We start from the raw sequence: 17,950 nt of genomic DNA, 5'->3' as shown, positions 1-17,950 counted from the left end.
GTCGCATTCCCGAGCTGGTCTTCACCCCCCGCGGAGCAGGCTGGCAAATCGTAGCCCGGATGAAATCCGGGAGCGGCGGTTGGACTTTCCCCGGATTTCATCCGGGCTACTGACACGTATCAGCCCCGAGCTCGGCCTTGCGCGAGCAAGCTCGCGCCTACACAAAGCCCCGCTTCATCCTTCTTTCCAGAGATGGCTACAGGCTACTGACCAGGTGCCCTCCATCCACTGCCAGCACGCTGCCGGTCATGAACGCACCGGCAGCGCTGGCGAGTAGAAGGAACGGGCCATCCAGCTCGTGAAGTTCACCTAGTCGACGCATGGGAACTTGCGCACGGATGTAGCTGTTGCTCTTGTCACTCTCGAAGAACGCCTCGTTCATCTCCGTCTTGAAGTAGCCCGGGGCTATGGCGTTGACACGGATCCCGTAGCGCGCAAGCTCCAGCGCCAGTGACCTGGTCAACTGCACCACACCGGCCTTGGCGGCGCAGTAATGGCTGTAGCCGGTGGCGACACGCAGACCGAGTACCGAGGCAACGTTGACGATGCTGCCGCCACGCCCGGCCTTGGCCAACCGCTGCGCGGCGACCTGGGCAACGCGCCAGACGCCGTCCAGGTTGGTCGACAGCATGGCACGCCAATCTTCCTCGCTGATCTCCAACGGGCGCTGGCCATTACCGATGCCAGCGTTGTTGAGCACCACATCGACCACCCCGAAGTGCGCCTCGGCAGCGTCGAAGGCCGCCTCGACGCTGGCTCGGTCGGTGACGTCGAGGGCGACCGACAGCGCCTGGGCGTTCTCCCACTTGATGTCCCTGGCGACTTGCTCGAGCCGTTCGACGCGCCGCGCAGCCAATACCACGCGGGCGCCGGCGCAAGCGGCCAGCCGCGCCAAGTGCGCGCCTATGCCACTGGAGGCGCCGGTGATCAGCACGGTTCGGTCGGCAAGGGAGAATTTCTGGGCAAAATCGTGACTCATCGGTACACCTCGAGCAGTGTGGCAGCACGCCTTGTATGCGTAGTAGGTTCCCTCTCCCTCCGAGAGACTGCCAGGATGAGGGGATGCGTGGTTGCCCCCATGGCCATCCCCGCTCCCGGGGCGAGAGGGAAATATCAGATTCTTTCGATGCGGGTCCTGCCAGCAGCGACCAGGCGCTCCAGCAGCGGTGTCGGCTGGAACCACATTTCGCCGTACTCACCGAGGGCGTGGCGGTAGCGCTGGATGCCGGCCAGCACCTTGTCCAGCCCCAACTGCTCCGCGTAGTGCATGGGGCCGCCGAGGTGGGCGGGGAAGCCGTAGCCGTTGATCCAGACCAGATCGATGTCGCCGGCGCGCAGGGCGATGCCTTCGTCCAGCAACTGGATGCCTTCGTTGATCAGCACGAACAGGCAGCGGTCCAGGATTTCCTGGTCATCCATGGGACGTCGGGGAACCTGCAGCTCAACGGACAGGCGCTCGGCCATGGCAACGACCTCATGATCGTCCTTGCGGTTGCGGCCCTCGTAGAGATAGAAGCCACGCCCGGTCTTCTGACCGTATCGCCCCATGGCGTACAGTTCCTCCCCAAGACGGCAGTAGCTTTCGTCATGGGCAGTGGTCGCGCGATTGGCGTCGCGTATCAGGAAGTTCACGTCAATGCCGGCCAGATCCAGCATGCTGAACACACCCATGTTCAGATCGAGGTCGGTTAGCACGCCATCTACCTGCGCGGGGGCAGCGCCCTCCAATACCAAGCGATGGGCTTCGCGGACGTAAGGCTCGAGCATGCGGTTGCCGATGAAGCCAAAGCAGACGCCGGAGATCACTGGCAGCTTGCCGATGCGCTTGGCGATCTTCATGGTGGTCGCCAGCACGTCCGGCGCGGTGGCCTTGCCACGCACGACTTCCAGCAGGCGCATGACGTTGGCCGGGCTGAAGAAATGTAGGCCGATCACGTCCTGCGGGCGGGAGACGGTCGCCGCGATGACGTCGACGTCGAGCGACGAGGTGTTGGTGGCGAGGATGGCGCCCGGCTTGCACACCTCGTCCAGGGTGCGAAATACCTGCTGCTTGATCTCCAACTTCTCGAACACCGCCTCGATCACGAGGTCGGCGTCGGACAGGTCTGCGTAGTCGAGGGTGCCGAACAGCAGGTCCATGCGCTGCTCCAGTTGCTCGGTGGTCATCTTTCCGCGCTTGACGCTGATCTCATAATGCTTGCGGATCTGCATCAGGCCGCGGTCCAGCGCCTCACCCTTGAGTTCGAGCAGGGCCACGGGGATGCCGGCATTGGCGAAGTTCATGGCGATGCCGCCGCCCATGGTGCCGGCTCCGATAACCGCAACCTTGTCGACCTTGCGTAGCGGAATGTCCGCCTCGATTCCCGGGATTCGAGCCGCCTCGCGTTCAGCGAAGAACACGTGGCGCAGTGCCTTCGACTGGCGCGAGGCCTCCGCCTGCTTGAACAGCGCCAGTTCGCGGGCGAGGCCTTCCTCCAGCGGCAGCAGGCAGGCGGCTTCCAGCGCTGAGAGCACCAGCCGGGGCGCCAGGCGGCTTTTCCAACGCGGCTCGTGCTCGGCGCGGTAACGGGTGAGGAAATCGTCCGGAAGGCCCTCGGCCGGTTCCGGCCAGGCCTCCGCCGGTCGTGCCGGAGCAGAACAACTGATGAGTTCGTAGGCGTAGGCACGCGCCTCATCCAGAAGCTGGTCGGCGCTGGTGGCTATGCGGTCGAGGATGCCCAGCATGCGAGCGCGCTCCGCATTTATCTGCGCACCCGAAAGAATCAGGTTCAGCGCCGACTCGGCGCCAATGAGCCGCGGTAGACGCTGGGTACCGCCGGCGCCGGGCAGGAGGCCCAGGTTGATTTCCGACAAACCGACTCGCGCGCTGGGCTCACCCACCCGGTATCCGCAGGCCAGGGCCAGTTCCAGGCCACCACCCAGGGCCAGTTTACCGATGGCGGCGACCAGCGGTTTATGGATCTCCGTCAGGCGTACCAGCATGCTGGGCAGGTCCGGTTCGGCGAAGGAGGCATCGCTGCCGAACTCCGAAATGTCGGCACCGGCGCTGAACAGCCCATGTTCGCCGTGGAGGATGATCGCCTGCACCCTGGTGTCGGCGGCCGCGCGCTCGCAAGCGTCGATGATGGCGGCGCGCAGCGGTTGGCTGAGTGCGTTGACCGGGGGACGGGCCAGGCCGATCAGGGCCAGACCGTCTTCGAGGCGGTAGTGGATAAGGTCGCTCATTGGATGGTCCTTACGTTGCGTTACCAGGTTTTCGAAACCCGGCGTTTTGCGGTCGAAGCGCAGCCAATTGCCGGCGCTGAGCGGGCAGACTTGACTTTCCAGACGGGTCAACTCCCGATCCGGGATTCGCATACGGCGTGCAGCCTGTCCCGGAGGAAATCGGCCTCACAGTTGATGGCGGCGACGTTCAGCGCACACGGCTGCGCCTACGCCCGGCAAGCGGAAGTACATTTGGTGGCCTTGGCTAATCAGAAATGCCGGAAAACGTCGCCGATGCTGGCGATCGGCAGTCCCGAACGGGGGCCGGCAATGACAATCAGGATCGGGGTACTAATGGAATGAATGGCACCGGCGGCCAGGATCACGACCAGGCAAGCGAACAGGAATTGGCGCATCAAAAACCTCCTTCATTCGGCCTGGAGCCGAATGCAGTGCCTTTTGTTATTGATGGCTTTGAGTCTGTTCGTTGCCAGGCGCGAAAGCTTTGCAGATCGCGCCACAAAATATGCAAATCATGCCTCAGCGAATCGTGGGCCACCTTCGAGCGTCAACTCCGCTTCCCGCTCTGAGGGCAATGGAAGATCGGATAAACAGGTTGGCGAATGCATACCGATAAGCCGATCGCCCCCGCCTGCCAACGGCTTCAGACCTTGGTGTAGGATCGTTCGGGCAAGCTGTATCCAGAACGGGCGTGTACTGCCCCACTCGTTTCACAAGGGCCGGAGCTCCTGGCCGCGCCATGAATCATTCGGGCATTCGAAATGACGTCCTTTGTCCGTGGCATCGCCCTGTTGGGCTTCGACGAATTCGCCATCAGCCAGGGGCTCGATCCGCACACCGTCCTGGCTGAAGTCGAGCTCCCTGACGACGCCGTGGACAGCCTGCTTTCCGGTGCGCAGTTCAGTGCCCTGCTGGAGCTGTGCGCAAAGCGCTCGGCGAATCCGCTGTTCGGGTTGCAGTTCGGTCTGCACCAGGGCTCCCGGGCGCTGGGCAGCCTGTTGTACGTGATCCAGAGCGCCGACACGGTGGGTGATGCGCTGAAGGCGCTGACACAGTACTTCCACGTCCACAGCAGTGGCGCAGAAATCCATCTCGAACGACAGGGCGGGAGCGCACGACTCTTGTACGAAGTGACCGAGGGAGATGCCGCCTCGGTACGGCAGACCGTGGAGCTGGCGATGGGCATAGGCGCGCAACTCATGCAAAGCCTGCTGGGACACCCCTGGAAGCCGAACGTATTGCTGATGCGACACCCCGCAGGAGAAGCACTCGGTGCATACAGACGCCTGCTGGGGACCACGCCTCGCTTCGACAGCGCGGTCAATGCGTGGGTGTTCGAAGATGCGCTGCTGGAAACGCCTCTCAGCGCGACAGATGAAAGGTTCCAGCAGTTGGCCCGGAGCCATATCGATGAGCTGGCCCGGATTACCTTGCAGGAGCTGCCCTCTTACGTGCAAAAGCTGCTGCGCAACCTCCTCCCGTATGGCCACATCACCATCGAGCAGGTCGCCGGGCACATGCAGCTCAGCCCGCGCACCCTGCAGCGCTACCTCCAGGCCGAGGGCACCGGCTTTCAGGAGCTGCTGGACCAGACGCGCCAGGCGATGGCCACGCGCTACATCTGCGACTCGTCCATCAGACTGACGCAGCTTGCCGAGCTGCTGGGCTATGCCGATCTCAGCGCATTCTCCCGGGCCTTCACCCGCTGGAACGGCGTCAGTCCGCAGAAATGGAAACAGCGCTATCAGCAGACCCAGCGGCTGGCCGAGTCCGTCGCCGCCCCGGCGTCCCCTCGCCAGCCGCGGGCGACCGAGCGGTAGCGGAACATGGCACTCAATCCGTTCGTTCGCGCTCTCAGTCTTGTCGGCTTCGATGCATTCGCCAGTGGCCAGGGCCTCAATCCGGCAGACATGCTTCGGCGCGCGTCGCTGCCACAGGACAGCCTGCGCCGGCAGGACGGCATCCTCTCCTATCGCCGCTACTGCGAGCTGCTGGAACTCTGCGCGGCGCAATCGGGCAATGCCTCGTTCGGCCTGCAGTACGGACTGTTCCAGGGCATCGATGTCTTTGGCGAGCTGTTCTATCTGATTCGCAATGCCGGCACCGTCGGTGATGCGCTGGCCGAGTTGCGCGCGAACTACTCCCTGTACAACGGCGGCGCCGAAGTCGGTTTCGGTCTTGAAGGAGGCATCGCCCGCCTCGGCTACCGCGTCAACGAAAGCGATATTCCCGGACTACGCCAGGCGGAAGAACTGGCCTGCAGCGTCGGCGTGCAATTGCTGCGTGCCCTGGCCGGTGCTGGCTGGCGGCCGGCAACGGTCCGGCTCCGGCACCAGCCGCTGGGCGATGAAGCGACCTATCGCCGGGTACTGGGCGTGCGACCGGTCTTCGCCGCCCCTTGCACCGAACTGGAGTTCGACGCCTCAGTGCTTGCACTGCCCCTGGGCGCGGCCGATGCACGGCTGCACCAGCTGATCACCGAACACATCGCGAGGATGGAGCGGTTGCCGGCCGACGAGCTGCCCAGCTACGTCCGGCAGCTGCTGCGCAACCTGCTGCCCAGCGGCCGCGCCACCCTCGAGAAGGTCGCCGACTGCATGGCTGTCAATCCGCGTACGCTGCAACGCCGGCTGGGACAGGAAGGCACCTCCTTCCAGCGCTTGCTGGATGAAACCCGTCAGGGAATGGCTCGCCACTACCTCGACGACCCGTCCATCAGCATGGCGCAGCTGGCAGGACTGCTCGGCTACTCGGACGCCAGCGGATTCAGCCGGGCATTCAACCGCTGGTTCAACGTCAGCCCTTTGAAGTGGCAAAAGAGACAGTCCTCGAACAGGCAACCACGCCTGCTGCGCAGCCGCCTCCCGAACCTCCCGGGCTAGGTGCGCCTCGCGGCAGCTGGGGCATTGGAAGGTGGATGTGATGAGCGACATCCACCCTACGCGGGTACCAGGCGGCCGATACGCACATGCGGTACAAGCCAACAGCTTCCACTCCCAGTCGAAAGCGTCTTCCTCTATCCGAGTCAGCGCTGCTGCAGTCCGGCGAGCTGCCGGCGGGGCGTGAAAACCGTAATGTCGAGGCCTGGCCGGTGTACAGCTGAGCATCGGGATGTTCAGAGGGTGAAGGGAAGGCTCAGCTTGGCCCAGAGCATCTCGCCCTCGGGACGGTTCTCCACCGCGAACTCCTTCGCCCAGCGCACCTCGATGCTGGCGTACTCGAAGAAGGTCAGGTGCGCGGCGGGGCCGATCGCCAAGGAGCAGATCCTGGCCACCCGCGAAACCCTGATCCAGATGGCCCTGGATTGTCAGTCCGCATTCAACGCCGAGGCTGCCACGAGCAGCCGAACATCAAGCGATACGCCGCGCCTTTTTACCCTCAGCCTTATCCGCCTTCTTGCCCTTGTGCTCGAACTCCCAGCCCTTGCAGGCCAAGGCCACATGCTTGGGAATCAGCGCCGTGCCGCTGCTGTAGGCGGTGATGGTGCGGCGGGTAAAGCCCAACTCGACGGCGGCAGTGGTCAACGACAGCTTGTTAGCGGCCATCCAGCGCTTGAACGCCTGAGCGGGCATCACCTCACCGGCCTGCTCAAGCGCCAGCCGGTGCAGGGTGGTAGCCGCCAGTTCCAGGTCATCGCCCCAGGTCACGATGAGTCTCGCCCTGCGGGCTTCGATCGCTCGAGTCTCCGCGCCGTGCCGGCGCTGCGCGCTTCGTTTTCCCGGGCTACCGCCCGCGTCGTCTATCTCCCCTCCCCTGCGCTATTGACGAACTTCAGCGCGCTTCCCTGCGCACCCTCTTCGCACGCCCTGAACGATGACCTGGCTCGGCCAGGCGAAAAGGTCACTCAGCGAAGCAAGTTCCCATCATCAGCAACCAGGAGAAACCTGAAATGAACAACAACACTCAGAAGCAACAGCAAAAGCCGGCTCAAGGAGCATCTAGCAAAGCAAGTCGGGCAAAACCGAAGGGCATCCCGAGTGGAGTGTGGAAGGAAATCCCGCTCAAGCGAACTTGCGAGCAGTCCAAATTCTGCTTGGTCATACGAAGCTTGAAAGCACCGTCAGATATCTGGGAATCGAGGTCGATGATGCCTTGGAAATGACGGAGCAGACCGAAGTTTGACCCTCCGCCGCGACGGTCAAGGATAGACCGTCGCAATCCTGCCAAGTGCAAACCGAGTAGAAGGAGGAGGTCCCGTTCTGATGCTTCACTGCCTTCGCCACTTGCCCGGCGTGATGAACAGAGCGCCAATTCATGCGTTTTTGGTATTAGTACTATTCGACTATTGATATTTATCGATCAATAGTCTGGCGTTAACTTGCTACTCAGTGAACTCAAGCCGAGAGCAACCCATGACCGCAAACATCATCCGCAAGTGCGCGCCCGCGATTGGGGCGGGAACCCTTTGTCTTGCGTTGTTCTCCAGCGCGGTCGTCAGTGCGAGTGAACGCAGCCCGTTGGTCATCAAGGACCAGGGAAGCCTGATTGCCGGCGGCAAAGGGATCACGGCACCAGGCACCTTTGATCCGTACAACCCGAAGAAGCCCGATGGTCAGACTTACCACGGCGATCACGTCTATGCGTTCTATCAGATCCCGGTGGACGCCCACCCGCTTCCAATCGTCATGTGGCATGGCGCAGGACAGTCCGCAAAGTCCTGGGAGACGACGGCCGACGGACGCGAAGGGTTCCAGAACATCTTCCTGCGCCGCGGCTTCGCCACCTATCTGATCGACCAGCCGCGCCGGGGAGATGCGGGACGCAGCCTGGTGGAAACGACCATCAAGCCGGTCGCGGACGAGCAGCTGTGGTTCAACCAGTTCCGCATCGGCTTGTGGCCCAACTCCTTCGAGGGCAGCCAGTTCCCGCGCGGACAGGGTGCGCTGGAGCAGTTCTTCCGATCGATGACGCCCAACACCGGTCCCTATGACATCGAGGTCGTTTCCGACGGTGTCTCTGCCCTGCTGGAAAAGACCGGCCCAGCCATTCTGTTCACCCATTCCCAGGCTGGTGGACCCGGATGGCTGACTGCGATCAAGAACCGCAATGTGCGGGCCATCGTGGCATTTGAGCCGGGCAGCAGCTTCGTGTTTCCGGAAGGTGAAGCTCCCGCGCCGATCCGCAGCGCGTTCGACACGCTCTCGGCGCATGTCGTGCCGAAGGCGCAGTTCGAAGCGCTGACCCGGATTCCCATCGTCATCTTCTATGGCGACAACATCCCCGCCAAACCAGTGGCGCTGCCTGCACAGGACAGCTGGCGCGCCCGGCTCGAGATGGCACGCATGTGGCGTGACACGGTGAACCGTCATGGCGGCGACGTGAGGCTCATCCACTTGCCAGAGATCGGGATCAAGGGCAATTCCCACTTCCCGTTCTCGGACATCAACAACCTCGAGATCGCAGACCTGGTTTCGAAGTATCTCGCAGAGAAAGAACTTGATTGACCGCGTTGCACGGCGATAGCCGCCGTGCCTCTCAGCAGAAAATGGCAGGAGTATCCAGATGAAGCGAACGATAAAGGCCACCTTCATGGCCGCGATGGTTGGGATGTCGGCGCTTGGCGCCGAGGCGGCGGACTACAAGCAGAACCCGTTCACCCTGGTCTACGACGGCGCCATTGCGAAGAACGAGCCGGGCAAGGTCAACATCCATCCGGTCACGTACAGGCTCAACGGCCTGAAGATTGCCGCCAACGTCTATACGCCGGCGAACTACGATCCTGCGAAGAAGTACCCGGCAGTTGTCGTGGCACATCCCAATGGTGGGGTGAAGGAGCAGGTTGCAGGCTTGTATGCCCAGCGATTGGCCGAGCAAGGCTACATCACGGTTGCCGCTGATGCGGCCTATCAAGGTTCGAGCGAAGGCCAGCCGCGCAATGTGGACAAACCCGCGAACCGCATCGAAGACATCCACGGCATGGCGGACTTCATCAGCCAGTATGCCGGCGTGGATCAGCAACGCTTGGGGCTGCTCGGGATCTGCGGCGGTGGTGGGTACTCGCTGGCCGCAGCGCAGACCGACAAGCGCTTCAAGGCCCTGGCGACCTTGAGTATGTTCAATTCCGGACGAGTTCGTCGCAACGGTTACGGGGATTCGCAACTGGACACTATCGAGCAGCGACTGCAACAGGCCTCGGCGGCCCGCGCCCAGGAAGCGGCCGGGGGGGAAGTTCTCTATGCAGGTGATGCCAACCTCACCGATGAGCAGATCGCCAAGTTGCCATTCGATCTGTACCGGCAGGGCTACGAGTACTACTGGAAGACGTACGCGCACCCCAACTCGACCTTCAAGTACACCATGAGCAGCTTGCTGGACCTGATGCGCTTCGACGCTACCAACCAGATCGAATTGATCGACAAACCGTTGCTGATGATCGCGGGCAGCAAGGCCGACAGCCTGTACATGAGCAAAGAGGCGTTCCCCAAGGCCAGCGGCACGCAGGACAAGGAGCTGTTCCTGATCGACGGCGCCACCCATATCGAGACCTATTGGGAACCAAAGTATGTGGACGCCGCCATGGGCAAGCTGACCGCGTTCTACGCCAGAACTCTCTGAACAGAGGCATGCAGCATGAACAAGACTCTACTTGGGGTCGCGGTATGCGCCGCGATTCCCTTTGCCAATGCGGCCGACGAGGCCAAGGAGTCCTCGGCCGCCCAGCAGATCAGCCGCGCCGGCACGCAGGCTTCGGTCGCAGGCCCGGCGGAATACTTCACCGGGCGGGTGCGCGTTGATCCCTTGTTTCCCGCCAGCAGCGAGATCAATGCCTCCGGCGCCTACGTGACCTTCGAGCCCGGCGCGCGCTCGGCGTGGCACACGCATCCCGCCGGGCAACGACTCGTCGTCGTATCCGGCGTGGGCCTGATCCAGGAATGGGGCAAACCCGTGCAAGAAATTCGTCCAGGCGACGTGGTCGTGTGCCCTCCTGGCGTCAAGCACTGGCACGGTGCCGCGCCGACGACCGCAATGACCCACCTTGCCGTTACTGGCGCGGTGAATGGCAAGAGTGTGGAATGGCTGGAGAAAGTCACCGATGACCAATACACCGCCCGCTAGTTACTTCAAGCCGGGAGTGCTGGCAGCCGCATTCGTGCTGAGCTTGGGGCTGGCGATTACGCCGAGTCACGCTGCCCAGGACGCCGTGGAGCCGCAAGCCATGCCCAATGCACAGCCCACGGCCGAAACCCTGTCCGCCAAGCAGCGGGCCATTCCGTTGATCGCCGCCACCATGGCCACAAGCAACATGCCCAAGCTCAACGCTGCGCTGAACCAAGGTCTGGATGCCGGTCTGACCATCAGCGAGGCGAAGGAGATCCTGGTGCAGCTCTACGCCTACACCGGGTTTCCACGCAGCCTGAATGCGCTCACCGAGTTGATGAAGGTGGTGGAGCAGCGAAAACAGCGCGGCATTCAGGACGCCCCGGGGCGCGAGCCCACTCACGACGTTCCCACTGGTGATGAACTGCTGGCGGTGGGCAAGGCCAACCAGACCCGCATTGCGGGTGCGCCCGTCCAGGGGCCGCTGTTCGACTTTGCGCCCGTCATCAACCAGTACCTGCAAGCACATCTGTTCGGCGACATCTTCGAGCGCGATAACCTGGACTGGCAGAGTCGTGAGCTGGCGACGGTCGGAGCGCTGGCCGCCACGCCCGGCGTGGAGCCACAACTGCGCTCGCACATGGCCGCCAGCATGAGGGTGGGTCTTACCGCTTCACAGTTGCGTCAAGTGATCCAGGTGCTGGCCGACAACGGCGACGCCGATGCGGCCAAGCGTGCCCGCGAGGCGTTGGATACGCATTTGGCCGGAGCTGCCGGGCGTTCATGAGTCCGGACTCCATAGTCCGGCGAGCGAGAGGAAAATCAGCCGGAGTAGCGCAGCGCATCACGGAACAACGTGAAGGCGGGTGAGGTTTGGCGTCTGCTTGGATAGTAGAGGTGGTACCCCGAGAACGGCTCGCACCAATCCGCGAGCACGCGAATCAACCGCCCCTCGTCGACATGCTTCTGCACCAGGTCTTCAGGCATGTAGGCCAGCCCCAGCCCCTCGAGCGCTGCTTCCATTCGCATGGCAATGTTGTTGAAAACCAGTTGCCCCTCGACGCGGACTTTCAGCTCCTGCCCCTTCTTCTCGAACTCCCAAGGGAAGATTCCGCCGTAAGTCGGCATTCGGATGTTGATGCAGTTGTGCTGCATGAGATCGCGCGGGATCTTGGGTTTCGGATTCCGGGCGAAGTACTCCGGAGAGCCGACAACAGCCATCTGCATGTCGGGGCCGATGCGCACCGCGATCATGTCCTTGGCGACTTGCTCACCCAACCGGACGCCGGCGTCATAGCCTTCCGCCACGATATCGGTCAGACCGTAGTCCACGATGATCTCGATGTTGAGATCGGGATTTTCGGGCAGCAGCTTTGCGAGCACGGGTTGCAGGATGGTGATCGCGGAATGCTCGCCGGCCGTGATGCGCAGATTGCCGGCCGGCTTGTCGCGGTACTCGCTGAGCAGAGCCAACTCACTGTTGATTTCATCGAACCTGGGAGCGACTACCTGCAACAAATGTTGGCCCGCTTCCGTGGGCGAAACGCTTCGCGTGGTGCGCGCGAGCAACCGGACGCCCAGGCGTTCTTCTAGCTGACGCATGGCCCGACTCAAGGCGGGCTGTGACATACCGAGTTTGGCTGCGGCGCGGGTGAAGCTACGCTCCTGCGCCACGGTCGCGAAGATCGCGAGTTGGTCGAAGCTATCGACGGTCATTTATTCGACCCTGTTATGAGCCACTCGCGATTATGTCATCTGGCATGGGGAATAGAATCGCCGCAGGTGTTGCTGACGGTTCCGAGTGTCGGATTCGGGGCGAAAGTCGCCCTGTGCAACTGACTGCTTCCGGCCCAGGCCGTATGCAGCCGTTCATACTTGCCCAGTAAGGCAGGGCGATTCGGTGAGCGGATTCATCCGTTTTAATGCCCCTCACCAGAAGACGCAGGCATCGAAGCCGAGCAGTTCGGCCTCGATGCTTTGGCAACCTAACAGCTGCTGCGTTGTGGCGCTGCGCAGTTGGGGGCTCGTCGATAGGCGTGTGACCAAACCCACGAGTCCATTCACCGGGTGTCACCGTTTGCCAGCCTCGACACAAGCGTGACCCACTTCGCCAAAAACGTGACCCAGCTTATTCCAGGCAGCTCGGAGTCAACGGCTGGTGGGGTCCAGCCTATCGCGCACCCAATCCCCCAGCAGGGCAAACGCCAGGGTGGTGAAGAAGATCACAAGCGCCGGCAGGGTCGCCAGCCACCAGGCCGTCATCAGGTAGTCGCGACCGCCCCCGACCATATTGCCGAGGCTGCTCATCGGTGGCTGGATTCCAAGTCCCAGGAAGCTGAGCGATGTCTCCAGCATGATGGTCTGCGGGAAGTTCAGCGTCATGTTGACGATCAGCGCGTTGGCAATATTCGGCAGGATATGACGGCCGTAGACCCGCCATGGCGAGGCACCGAGCGTGCGCACTGCCACTGCAAAACCGTGCTGGACCGACGAAAGCGCCAGGCCTCGGGCGATGCGGGCGTAACGTTCCCAGCCGTAGAGCCCCATCAGCAGGATGAACAGCACCAGGCTGTTGCTGAAGAACGCCACAACGGCCAGCGCCAGGATCATGAATGGGATAGACGCCTGGTAATCGATGGCGATCATTACCACGTCGTCCACCCAACCCCGGAAGTGGGTCGCCAGCAGGCCGATAAAGGTGCCCAGCAGCGCGCTGATCAGGGTACCGACCAGAGCCACCAGGAGGCTGACCTGCACCGACGTGACCAAGCGGCTCAGTACGTCCCGCCCCAGGTGATCAGTGCCGAAGAAATGGCCCCAATTACCGCCCGCCAGCCAGGCAGGTGGCTGCAACCGTGCCCGCAGGTCTATGTGTTGATAGTCATGGGGCAACCACAGGTCGCCACTCAAGGCGACCAGAACCAACAGCGCCAGCCAGCCGATCGAAAGCCAGATCAACAAGGGCAGCCGCATGGACCGGTCCTCAGTATTAACAGCATCGTGGCCGCTACTCGCTTTCGAGTCGCTCATCGTCGTCATCTCAGCCCCCATTTCTCAAGCTGGCCACTCGTGGATCAAGCCAGCCGTACAGAAGATCGACCAGCAGGTTGGTCAGTACCATCGAGCAAGCGATCAGCATCACGATGATTTGCACCACTGCCAGGTCGCGATTGGCCACCGAGCTGACCAGCAACCTGCCCAGCCCGGGCCACGCGAATACGCTCTCGGTCACAACACCGCCTGCGACCAAGGTGCCAACAAAGAATCCGATTACGGTGATCAGCGGTATCGCCACATTGGGTAATGCGTGGTAGAGCACTGCCTGGTTCCAGCGCAGTCCCTTGGCGCGAGCTGTGCGCATGTAAGGCTGGTTCAGCGCCTCCAGCATCGCCGAGCGGGTAAAGCGCGCGAACACTGCGGCTTCCGCCAGGGTCATGGTCAACACCGGCATCACCAGGTGCTGCCAGCTGCCACTGCCGCCAGTCGGCAATAGCTGCCAGGTGACCGAGAACAGCAGGATCAGAAGAATGCCGAAGACGAAATTCGGCAGACTGAAGCCGGCTACCGACGCGAGCATGGTCAAGCGATCGATCCAGCTATTGCGATGCAACGCAGCGTAGATCCCGGCCGGAATGCCGATCAGCAAGGTGCACAGTCCGGTAATCCCCATCAGCAGCAGAGTCTGCGGCAGGCGGTCCAGTACCGCGGCCATTGCGTCACGCTCCTCGAAGTAGGAGTAGCCAAAGTCCCCTTGCAGGCAGTTTCCAAGGAATTGCACATATTGCTGCCACAAGGGTTGGTCCAGTCCCCATTGCTGGCGGAAGGCATCCAGCGCCCGGGGGTCGGCATCCAGGCCCAGCACATAGATCGCCGGGTCGCCAGACAATCGAAGCACGATGAACACCGTGCTGACGATCAGCAGCACGGTCAGCAGGGCTCGGGCGAGTTTCTGCAGGAGGTAGAGCGGGCTCATCAAGCCACCTCCATTATGGGAGGCTCGACATGGAAACACGCGACCGCACGGTTCCGACTATCGCCTTCAAGCTCGGGTTGCTGCTGGCGGCAACGGTCAGTGGCCATGCTGCACCTTGGGTGGAAAGGGCAGCCGGTCGGGAGGTTGGCCGGGCTGGGGGGTTCACCTTTGAGCCGGACCCGCTGCTGAGGCGTACCGGGCTGCAGGGTGGGAATCGCCGAAACCAACGCGCGCGTGTAGGGATGGCGGGGTGCGTGAAACAGTTCGTTCGCCCGGCCCACTTCGACGATTCGGCCCAGGTACATCACGGCTACCCGATCGCACAGGTGCCGCACGACCGATAGGTCATGGCTGATGAACAGGAGCGTCAGACCCCTCTCACGGCGCAGTTGCTGCAGCAGATTGACGATCTGGGCCTGAATGGACACGTCCAGTGCAGAGATCGGCTCGTCGCAGATCAGCAGCTCGGGCTCCAGGACCAGCGCCCTGGCCAGGACCACCCGTTGACGCTGTCCGCCGCTCAGCTCATGCGGGTACTTGGTCATCTGCCCGGTCAGCAACCCAACGCTTCGCAGAAGCTCCTGCGCCAGCTCGCGTCTCTTCTCCCGACCATGCAGGCGATGGATGACCAGCGGCTCGATCACCTGATCAAGCACGGTCATGCGCGGGTCCAGCGCGCCCAGTGGATCCTGGAACACGTACTGCAGGCGTTGACGCAGTGGAACCCACTCGGCATCCGAACGGCCGATCAGTTCATGGCCGCGATATCGCACCGATCCGGCGCTGGCGCGGGCCATGTTCAGGATGAGCTTGGCGGTAGTCGATTTGCCGCAGCCGCTTTCGCCAACCAGGCCGAACGCTTCGCCCGGACGGATATCGAAGCTGACGCCGTTGACTGCATGGATCCACTGACGTGGAGCGAACAGGTCCCGGCGCTTGCTGCTTGGGAAGGCACAACGTAGATCAGAGACCTGTAGCAAGGGCTGATCCATGGTTCCGAGAGTCATCGTTGCTGCACTCGTGTCGATTGCACGGAGAAGGGAGAGAAGCAAGCGAACATCCGGCCGGCTTCGCTGTGCTGGCTGGTTGGCATGCTGCTCAAGCAGATAGCCGATGCGCTCGGGCAACGCGGTGCGAACGCACAACCCACGCCCAGCTCCTGGGGTGGCGGCACCGTGCCGGGAATCGGCATAAGCGAATCCTCGTCGCTGTCGATCCGCGGCAGCGAAGCCAGGAGCCCTCGCGTGTAGGGATGGTGCGGCGAGCGGAATACAGCGTCGACCGGACCGCTTTCGACGATCTGGCCGCAGTACATGACCACGACCCGGTCACAGGCTTGAACGACCACGCCGAGGTCGTGGGTCACCAGGATGATCGACATGTCACGCTGGTCGCGCAGCTGGCGCAAGAGGTCGATGATCTGCGCCTGCACGGTGACGTCCAACGCGGTGGTGGGTTCATCGGCAATAAGCAGACGTGGATTACCGGCCAGCATCATGGCGATGACCACCCGCTGGTTCAGACCACCCGACAGCTGGTGCGGATAAGCATCCAGGCGCTGCTCGGGGGCCGGCACACCGACAAAGCCAAGCAATTCGAGGGCACGTTGTTTCAGGGCATGGCGGCCGCTTCGCCCGGGATCGTTCAGCCGGATAGCCTCATAAAGCTGCCTGCCGACAGTCTGCACCGGGTTCAGCGCGCTCATCGGATCCTGGAAAATCATCGCCAACTGGCTGCCACGCAGGCGGCTCATGGCGCGGTCATCCTGACTGGGGATTGGCTGGCCATCCCAGCGCATTTCGCCGCGCAGCCGGGCGTTGCCGTCCAGCAGCCCCATGGCGGCCATGCAGGTAACACTCTTGCCGCTGCCGCTCTCGCCGACGAGCCCGACAATCTCGCCTCGGCCCACCTGCAGATCGACGCCGCGTACCACCGGGACGCTGGATCGCCCGGCGGAAAAGGCAACATGCAAGTCGCGGATATCCAACAGAGGTTGCATTGAAACTCCTGGCTAGACAGGAAGGGCGGGGTGACCCGCCCTGTACAGATGGAGAGACCTCGATCAGTGCTTGATCCGCAGCACTCGGCTGCTCAGGTCCATGAAGGGATTGTCGGTGGGTGTCCATTCCAGTTCGCTACGCACGCCGTAGTACATCGGCAAGGTATGCAGGTAGGTGCCTGGTGGATCCTGGCGCTCGTAGATATCCAACAGATGGCGCATGGCCTCGATCCGCTTCGCCTTGTCAGTGCCCTTGAGCTGTTCACCCCACTGATTGAAGGCGTCACTCTGGAAGGTGTGATTGCGCTGGAACCAGCCCTCGGGTCCATACAGTCGGTAGATCTGGCCCAGGGGATCAGGGTATTCGGCGCTGTTGGACCAGTTGAAAATCCCTCGGCCTTTCGGGTCGTCCTCGATCTGGGCCCAGTTCTCCTTCGGCTCCAGCGTGACGTTGAGGCCTACCTGGCGCCACATCTCGACCAGAATCTGCGCGGTGTTGACCTCTCCGGCGTAATAGTCCTGAAGATAGCGATAGGAGATCGGCTCACCCTTGTAGCCAGCCTCCTTCAGCAGTTGTCGTGCTTTCTCGGGGTCGTATGGATTGCCTTTGAAGTCACCGATAAAGAGATCACCGAAAACCTCCATCTGCAGTCCATTGGGCACAGACGTGTGGCCCGCATAAAGGGTGTCCACGATCAGCTGGCGATCGATGGCGAGGCTGAGCGCCTGGCGCATCTTCGGATTTTTCAGCTGCGGGTGGTTCTCATCGAAAACGATGACGCGGATATTGCGGATCGGGCCGCCAGCGATCCGGGTAGAGGGATCAGACTTGAGCAGCTCGAACTGGTCCGGAGTCAATTCGGTGGCAATCTGGTACTCGCCGGTTTTCAGGCCGGCGATACGGGCCGCGGTCTCAGGCACCTCCTTGAAGGTGACGCTGCTCGCTGGTGCACGCTCCCCCCAGTAGTGGTCGAACGCCTGCAGCTTGATGTAGTCGCCATGCTTGACCTCGACCAGGCGGTAAGGTCCGGTTCCGATCGGTTGCTTGAGCCAGTTCTCCCAGCTACCTGCAGCCTGGAAGGCGTCCTTGCAGACCATTTCGCTCATCCAGTTGGCGAAGCGCAGCTCCAGCAATGGGTCTGGCTGCGTGAAGTGGATCCTGACCGTATGTCTGTCACGCACTTCAACTTTTTCCAGGCCTCCAAGGTATTCCCGCGCGATGCCCCAGCCAGGCGCCTGCTCCCCCAGAAAACGCTGTGGTCCCAAGCTGAAAGCGACGTCCTCGGCATCGAAGGCCTCGCCGTTATGGCACTGCACCCCCTGACGCAGGCTCAGTTCCAGCGTCCGGTCGTCAAGCCGCTTCCAGCTCTCTGCGAGCCCGGGCTGCAACGCACCTCCCGCCGAGCTGTCCGTGTAGATCAGCGTCTCCAGGACGTTCTTCATCACTCGGGCATTTACGTTGCTGTTCTCAGCCATCGGGTCCAGGCGGGACGGGTTTTTGGTGACTGCGACGGTCAGGTCCATCTGGCTGGCGGCTATTGCCGAGCCAGCGCCCGCACTGAGCAAGGTGCTGCCCAGCAGTGTGCAGAGCGCGTGTGAGAAGCGATTCATCTTCCGGTTCCTCAAGCTGTTGTCGGTGTCATCAAACGGTCACTGTCATTTATCAGTGGTTCCGTTAGATTGGTTTAAACCAGAACGCGCTTATTGGTTTAAAC

At 62.3% G+C, this 17,950-nt stretch carries 16 protein-coding genes and 2 pseudogenes; 7 read left to right on the top strand and 11 right to left on the bottom strand.

Annotated features, from left to right (window positions below):
• Positions 1-196 precede the first annotated feature (196 nt).
• The 3 genes from E8F11_RS13690 to E8F11_RS13680 form a co-directional block, all read right to left on the bottom strand.
• Positions 197-979 carry an SDR family oxidoreductase gene (locus E8F11_RS13690; RefSeq protein WP_280289354.1) on the bottom strand — a complete coding sequence of 261 codons (783 nt, stop codon included), beginning with the start codon at positions 977-979 and terminating at the stop codon, positions 197-199.
• Positions 980-1,113: 134 nt separating this feature from the next.
• A complete protein-coding gene (locus E8F11_RS13685; protein WP_280289353.1) occupies positions 1,114-3,225 on the bottom strand; it encodes a 3-hydroxyacyl-CoA dehydrogenase NAD-binding domain-containing protein in 2,112 nt (703 codons plus the stop codon).
• 248 nt (positions 3,226-3,473) lie between these two features.
• Positions 3,474-3,620 (bottom strand): hypothetical protein, encoded by a 147-nt coding sequence (locus tag E8F11_RS13680; protein WP_280289352.1) that lies wholly within the window; start codon positions 3,618-3,620, stop codon positions 3,474-3,476.
• A gap of 396 nt (positions 3,621-4,016) precedes the next feature.
• Here E8F11_RS13680 and E8F11_RS13675 point away from each other — a divergent pair, with 396 nt between their 5' ends.
• Together E8F11_RS13675 and E8F11_RS13670 are read left to right on the top strand one after the other, a co-directional pair.
• Entirely contained in the window at positions 4,017-5,045 is a 1,029-nt protein-coding gene (locus E8F11_RS13675; protein WP_348529780.1) for an AraC family transcriptional regulator, read from the top strand.
• A 6-nt stretch (positions 5,046-5,051) separates the two neighbouring features.
• Positions 5,052-6,107, top strand: coding sequence for an AraC family transcriptional regulator (locus E8F11_RS13670; protein ID WP_280289350.1), 1,056 nt, complete (start codon positions 5,052-5,054; stop codon positions 6,105-6,107).
• Positions 6,108-6,340: 233 nt separating this feature from the next.
• Here E8F11_RS13670 and E8F11_RS13665 read toward each other — a convergent pair.
• Positions 6,341-6,478 (bottom strand): annotated as a pseudogene (locus E8F11_RS13665) (hypothetical protein); the annotation flags it as partial.
• 97 nt (positions 6,479-6,575) lie between these two features.
• Positions 6,576-6,872, bottom strand: a complete 297-nt coding sequence (locus tag E8F11_RS13660) for a hypothetical protein (protein ID WP_280289349.1) — start codon at positions 6,870-6,872, stop codon at positions 6,576-6,578.
• Positions 6,873-7,233: 361 nt separating this feature from the next.
• Here E8F11_RS13660 and E8F11_RS13655 point away from each other — a divergent pair.
• The 5 genes and pseudogenes from E8F11_RS13655 to E8F11_RS13635 form a co-directional block, all read left to right on the top strand.
• Positions 7,234-7,347, top strand: a pseudogene (locus E8F11_RS13655) (integrase); the annotation flags it as partial.
• Between the two features lie 230 nt (positions 7,348-7,577).
• Positions 7,578-8,669: an alpha/beta fold hydrolase gene (locus E8F11_RS13650; protein ID WP_280289348.1), complete on the top strand. Its 1,092-nt coding sequence runs from the start codon at positions 7,578-7,580 to the stop codon at positions 8,667-8,669.
• Between the two features lie 58 nt (positions 8,670-8,727).
• Positions 8,728-9,780, top strand: a complete 1,053-nt coding sequence (locus tag E8F11_RS13645; RefSeq protein WP_280289347.1) for an alpha/beta hydrolase — start codon at positions 8,728-8,730, stop codon at positions 9,778-9,780.
• A 15-nt stretch (positions 9,781-9,795) separates the two neighbouring features.
• Positions 9,796-10,281 carry a cupin domain-containing protein gene (locus E8F11_RS13640; RefSeq protein WP_280289346.1) on the top strand — a complete coding sequence of 162 codons (486 nt, stop codon included), beginning with the start codon at positions 9,796-9,798 and terminating at the stop codon, positions 10,279-10,281.
• Entirely contained in the window at positions 10,259-11,050 is a 792-nt protein-coding gene (locus tag E8F11_RS13635; protein ID WP_280289345.1) for a carboxymuconolactone decarboxylase family protein, read from the top strand. Before E8F11_RS13640 ends, E8F11_RS13635 begins: the two co-directional genes overlap by 23 nt.
• Before the next feature lie 35 nt (positions 11,051-11,085).
• Here the strand turns inward: E8F11_RS13635 and E8F11_RS13630 are convergent, their stop codons facing one another.
• From E8F11_RS13630 to E8F11_RS13605, 6 genes are all read right to left on the bottom strand, one after another.
• Positions 11,086-11,979 (bottom strand): LysR family transcriptional regulator, encoded by an 894-nt coding sequence (locus tag E8F11_RS13630; RefSeq protein ID WP_280289344.1) that lies wholly within the window; start codon positions 11,977-11,979, stop codon positions 11,086-11,088.
• 432 nt (positions 11,980-12,411) lie between these two features.
• On the bottom strand, positions 12,412-13,236 hold the full coding sequence (locus E8F11_RS13625) for an ABC transporter permease (protein ID WP_280289343.1): 825 nt from the start codon (positions 13,234-13,236) through the stop codon (positions 12,412-12,414).
• Positions 13,237-13,303: 67 nt separating this feature from the next.
• Positions 13,304-14,236: an ABC transporter permease gene (locus E8F11_RS13620; protein WP_280289342.1), complete on the bottom strand. Its 933-nt coding sequence runs from the start codon at positions 14,234-14,236 to the stop codon at positions 13,304-13,306.
• Complete coding sequence (locus E8F11_RS13615; RefSeq protein WP_280289341.1) at positions 14,236-15,228, bottom strand: ABC transporter ATP-binding protein; 993 nt, start codon at positions 15,226-15,228, stop codon at positions 14,236-14,238. The genes E8F11_RS13620 and E8F11_RS13615 overlap by 1 nt, the downstream gene beginning before the upstream one ends.
• 11 nt (positions 15,229-15,239) lie before the next feature.
• On the bottom strand, positions 15,240-16,235 hold the full coding sequence (locus tag E8F11_RS13610) for an ABC transporter ATP-binding protein (RefSeq protein ID WP_280289340.1): 996 nt from the start codon (positions 16,233-16,235) through the stop codon (positions 15,240-15,242).
• Between the two features lie 63 nt (positions 16,236-16,298).
• Positions 16,299-17,846: an ABC transporter substrate-binding protein gene (locus E8F11_RS13605; RefSeq protein WP_280289339.1), complete on the bottom strand. Its 1,548-nt coding sequence runs from the start codon at positions 17,844-17,846 to the stop codon at positions 16,299-16,301.
• Between the last annotated feature and the right edge of the window lie 104 nt (positions 17,847-17,950).

It is taken from the genome of Pseudomonas sp. BN417, assembly GCF_029871205.1.
Taxonomy (GTDB): domain Bacteria; phylum Pseudomonadota; class Gammaproteobacteria; order Pseudomonadales; family Pseudomonadaceae; genus Metapseudomonas.
The sequence above is the reverse complement of the archived record's forward strand: the minus strand, read 5'-3'. Positions and strand labels throughout refer to the sequence as shown.

Excerpts from the sequence above, each read along its gene's own strand:
- E8F11_RS13610 (WP_280289340.1), bottom strand. The coding sequence starts at position 16,235 with ATGCAACCTCTGTTGGATATCCGCGACTTGCATGTTGCCTTTTCCGCC.
- E8F11_RS13680 (WP_280289352.1), bottom strand. The coding sequence starts at position 3,620 with ATGCGCCAATTCCTGTTCGCTTGCCTGGTCGTGATCCTGGCCGCCGGT.
- E8F11_RS13670 (WP_280289350.1), top strand. The coding sequence starts at position 5,052 with ATGGCACTCAATCCGTTCGTTCGCGCTCTCAGTCTTGTCGGCTTCGAT.
- E8F11_RS13630 (WP_280289344.1), bottom strand. The coding sequence starts at position 11,979 with ATGACCGTCGATAGCTTCGACCAACTCGCGATCTTCGCGACCGTGGCG.
- E8F11_RS13615 (WP_280289341.1), bottom strand. The coding sequence starts at position 15,228 with ATGGATCAGCCCTTGCTACAGGTCTCTGATCTACGTTGTGCCTTCCCA.
- E8F11_RS13605 (WP_280289339.1), bottom strand. The coding sequence starts at position 17,846 with ATGAATCGCTTCTCACACGCGCTCTGCACACTGCTGGGCAGCACCTTG.
- E8F11_RS13650 (WP_280289348.1), top strand. The coding sequence starts at position 7,578 with ATGACCGCAAACATCATCCGCAAGTGCGCGCCCGCGATTGGGGCGGGA.
- E8F11_RS13635 (WP_280289345.1), top strand. The coding sequence starts at position 10,259 with ATGACCAATACACCGCCCGCTAGTTACTTCAAGCCGGGAGTGCTGGCA.
- E8F11_RS13690 (WP_280289354.1), bottom strand. The coding sequence starts at position 979 with ATGAGTCACGATTTTGCCCAGAAATTCTCCCTTGCCGACCGAACCGTG.
- E8F11_RS13645 (WP_280289347.1), top strand. The coding sequence starts at position 8,728 with ATGAAGCGAACGATAAAGGCCACCTTCATGGCCGCGATGGTTGGGATG.
- E8F11_RS13625 (WP_280289343.1), bottom strand. The coding sequence starts at position 13,236 with ATGCGGCTGCCCTTGTTGATCTGGCTTTCGATCGGCTGGCTGGCGCTG.
- E8F11_RS13620 (WP_280289342.1), bottom strand. The coding sequence starts at position 14,236 with ATGAGCCCGCTCTACCTCCTGCAGAAACTCGCCCGAGCCCTGCTGACC.
- E8F11_RS13640 (WP_280289346.1), top strand. The coding sequence starts at position 9,796 with ATGAACAAGACTCTACTTGGGGTCGCGGTATGCGCCGCGATTCCCTTT.
- E8F11_RS13685 (WP_280289353.1), bottom strand. The coding sequence starts at position 3,225 with ATGAGCGACCTTATCCACTACCGCCTCGAAGACGGTCTGGCCCTGATC.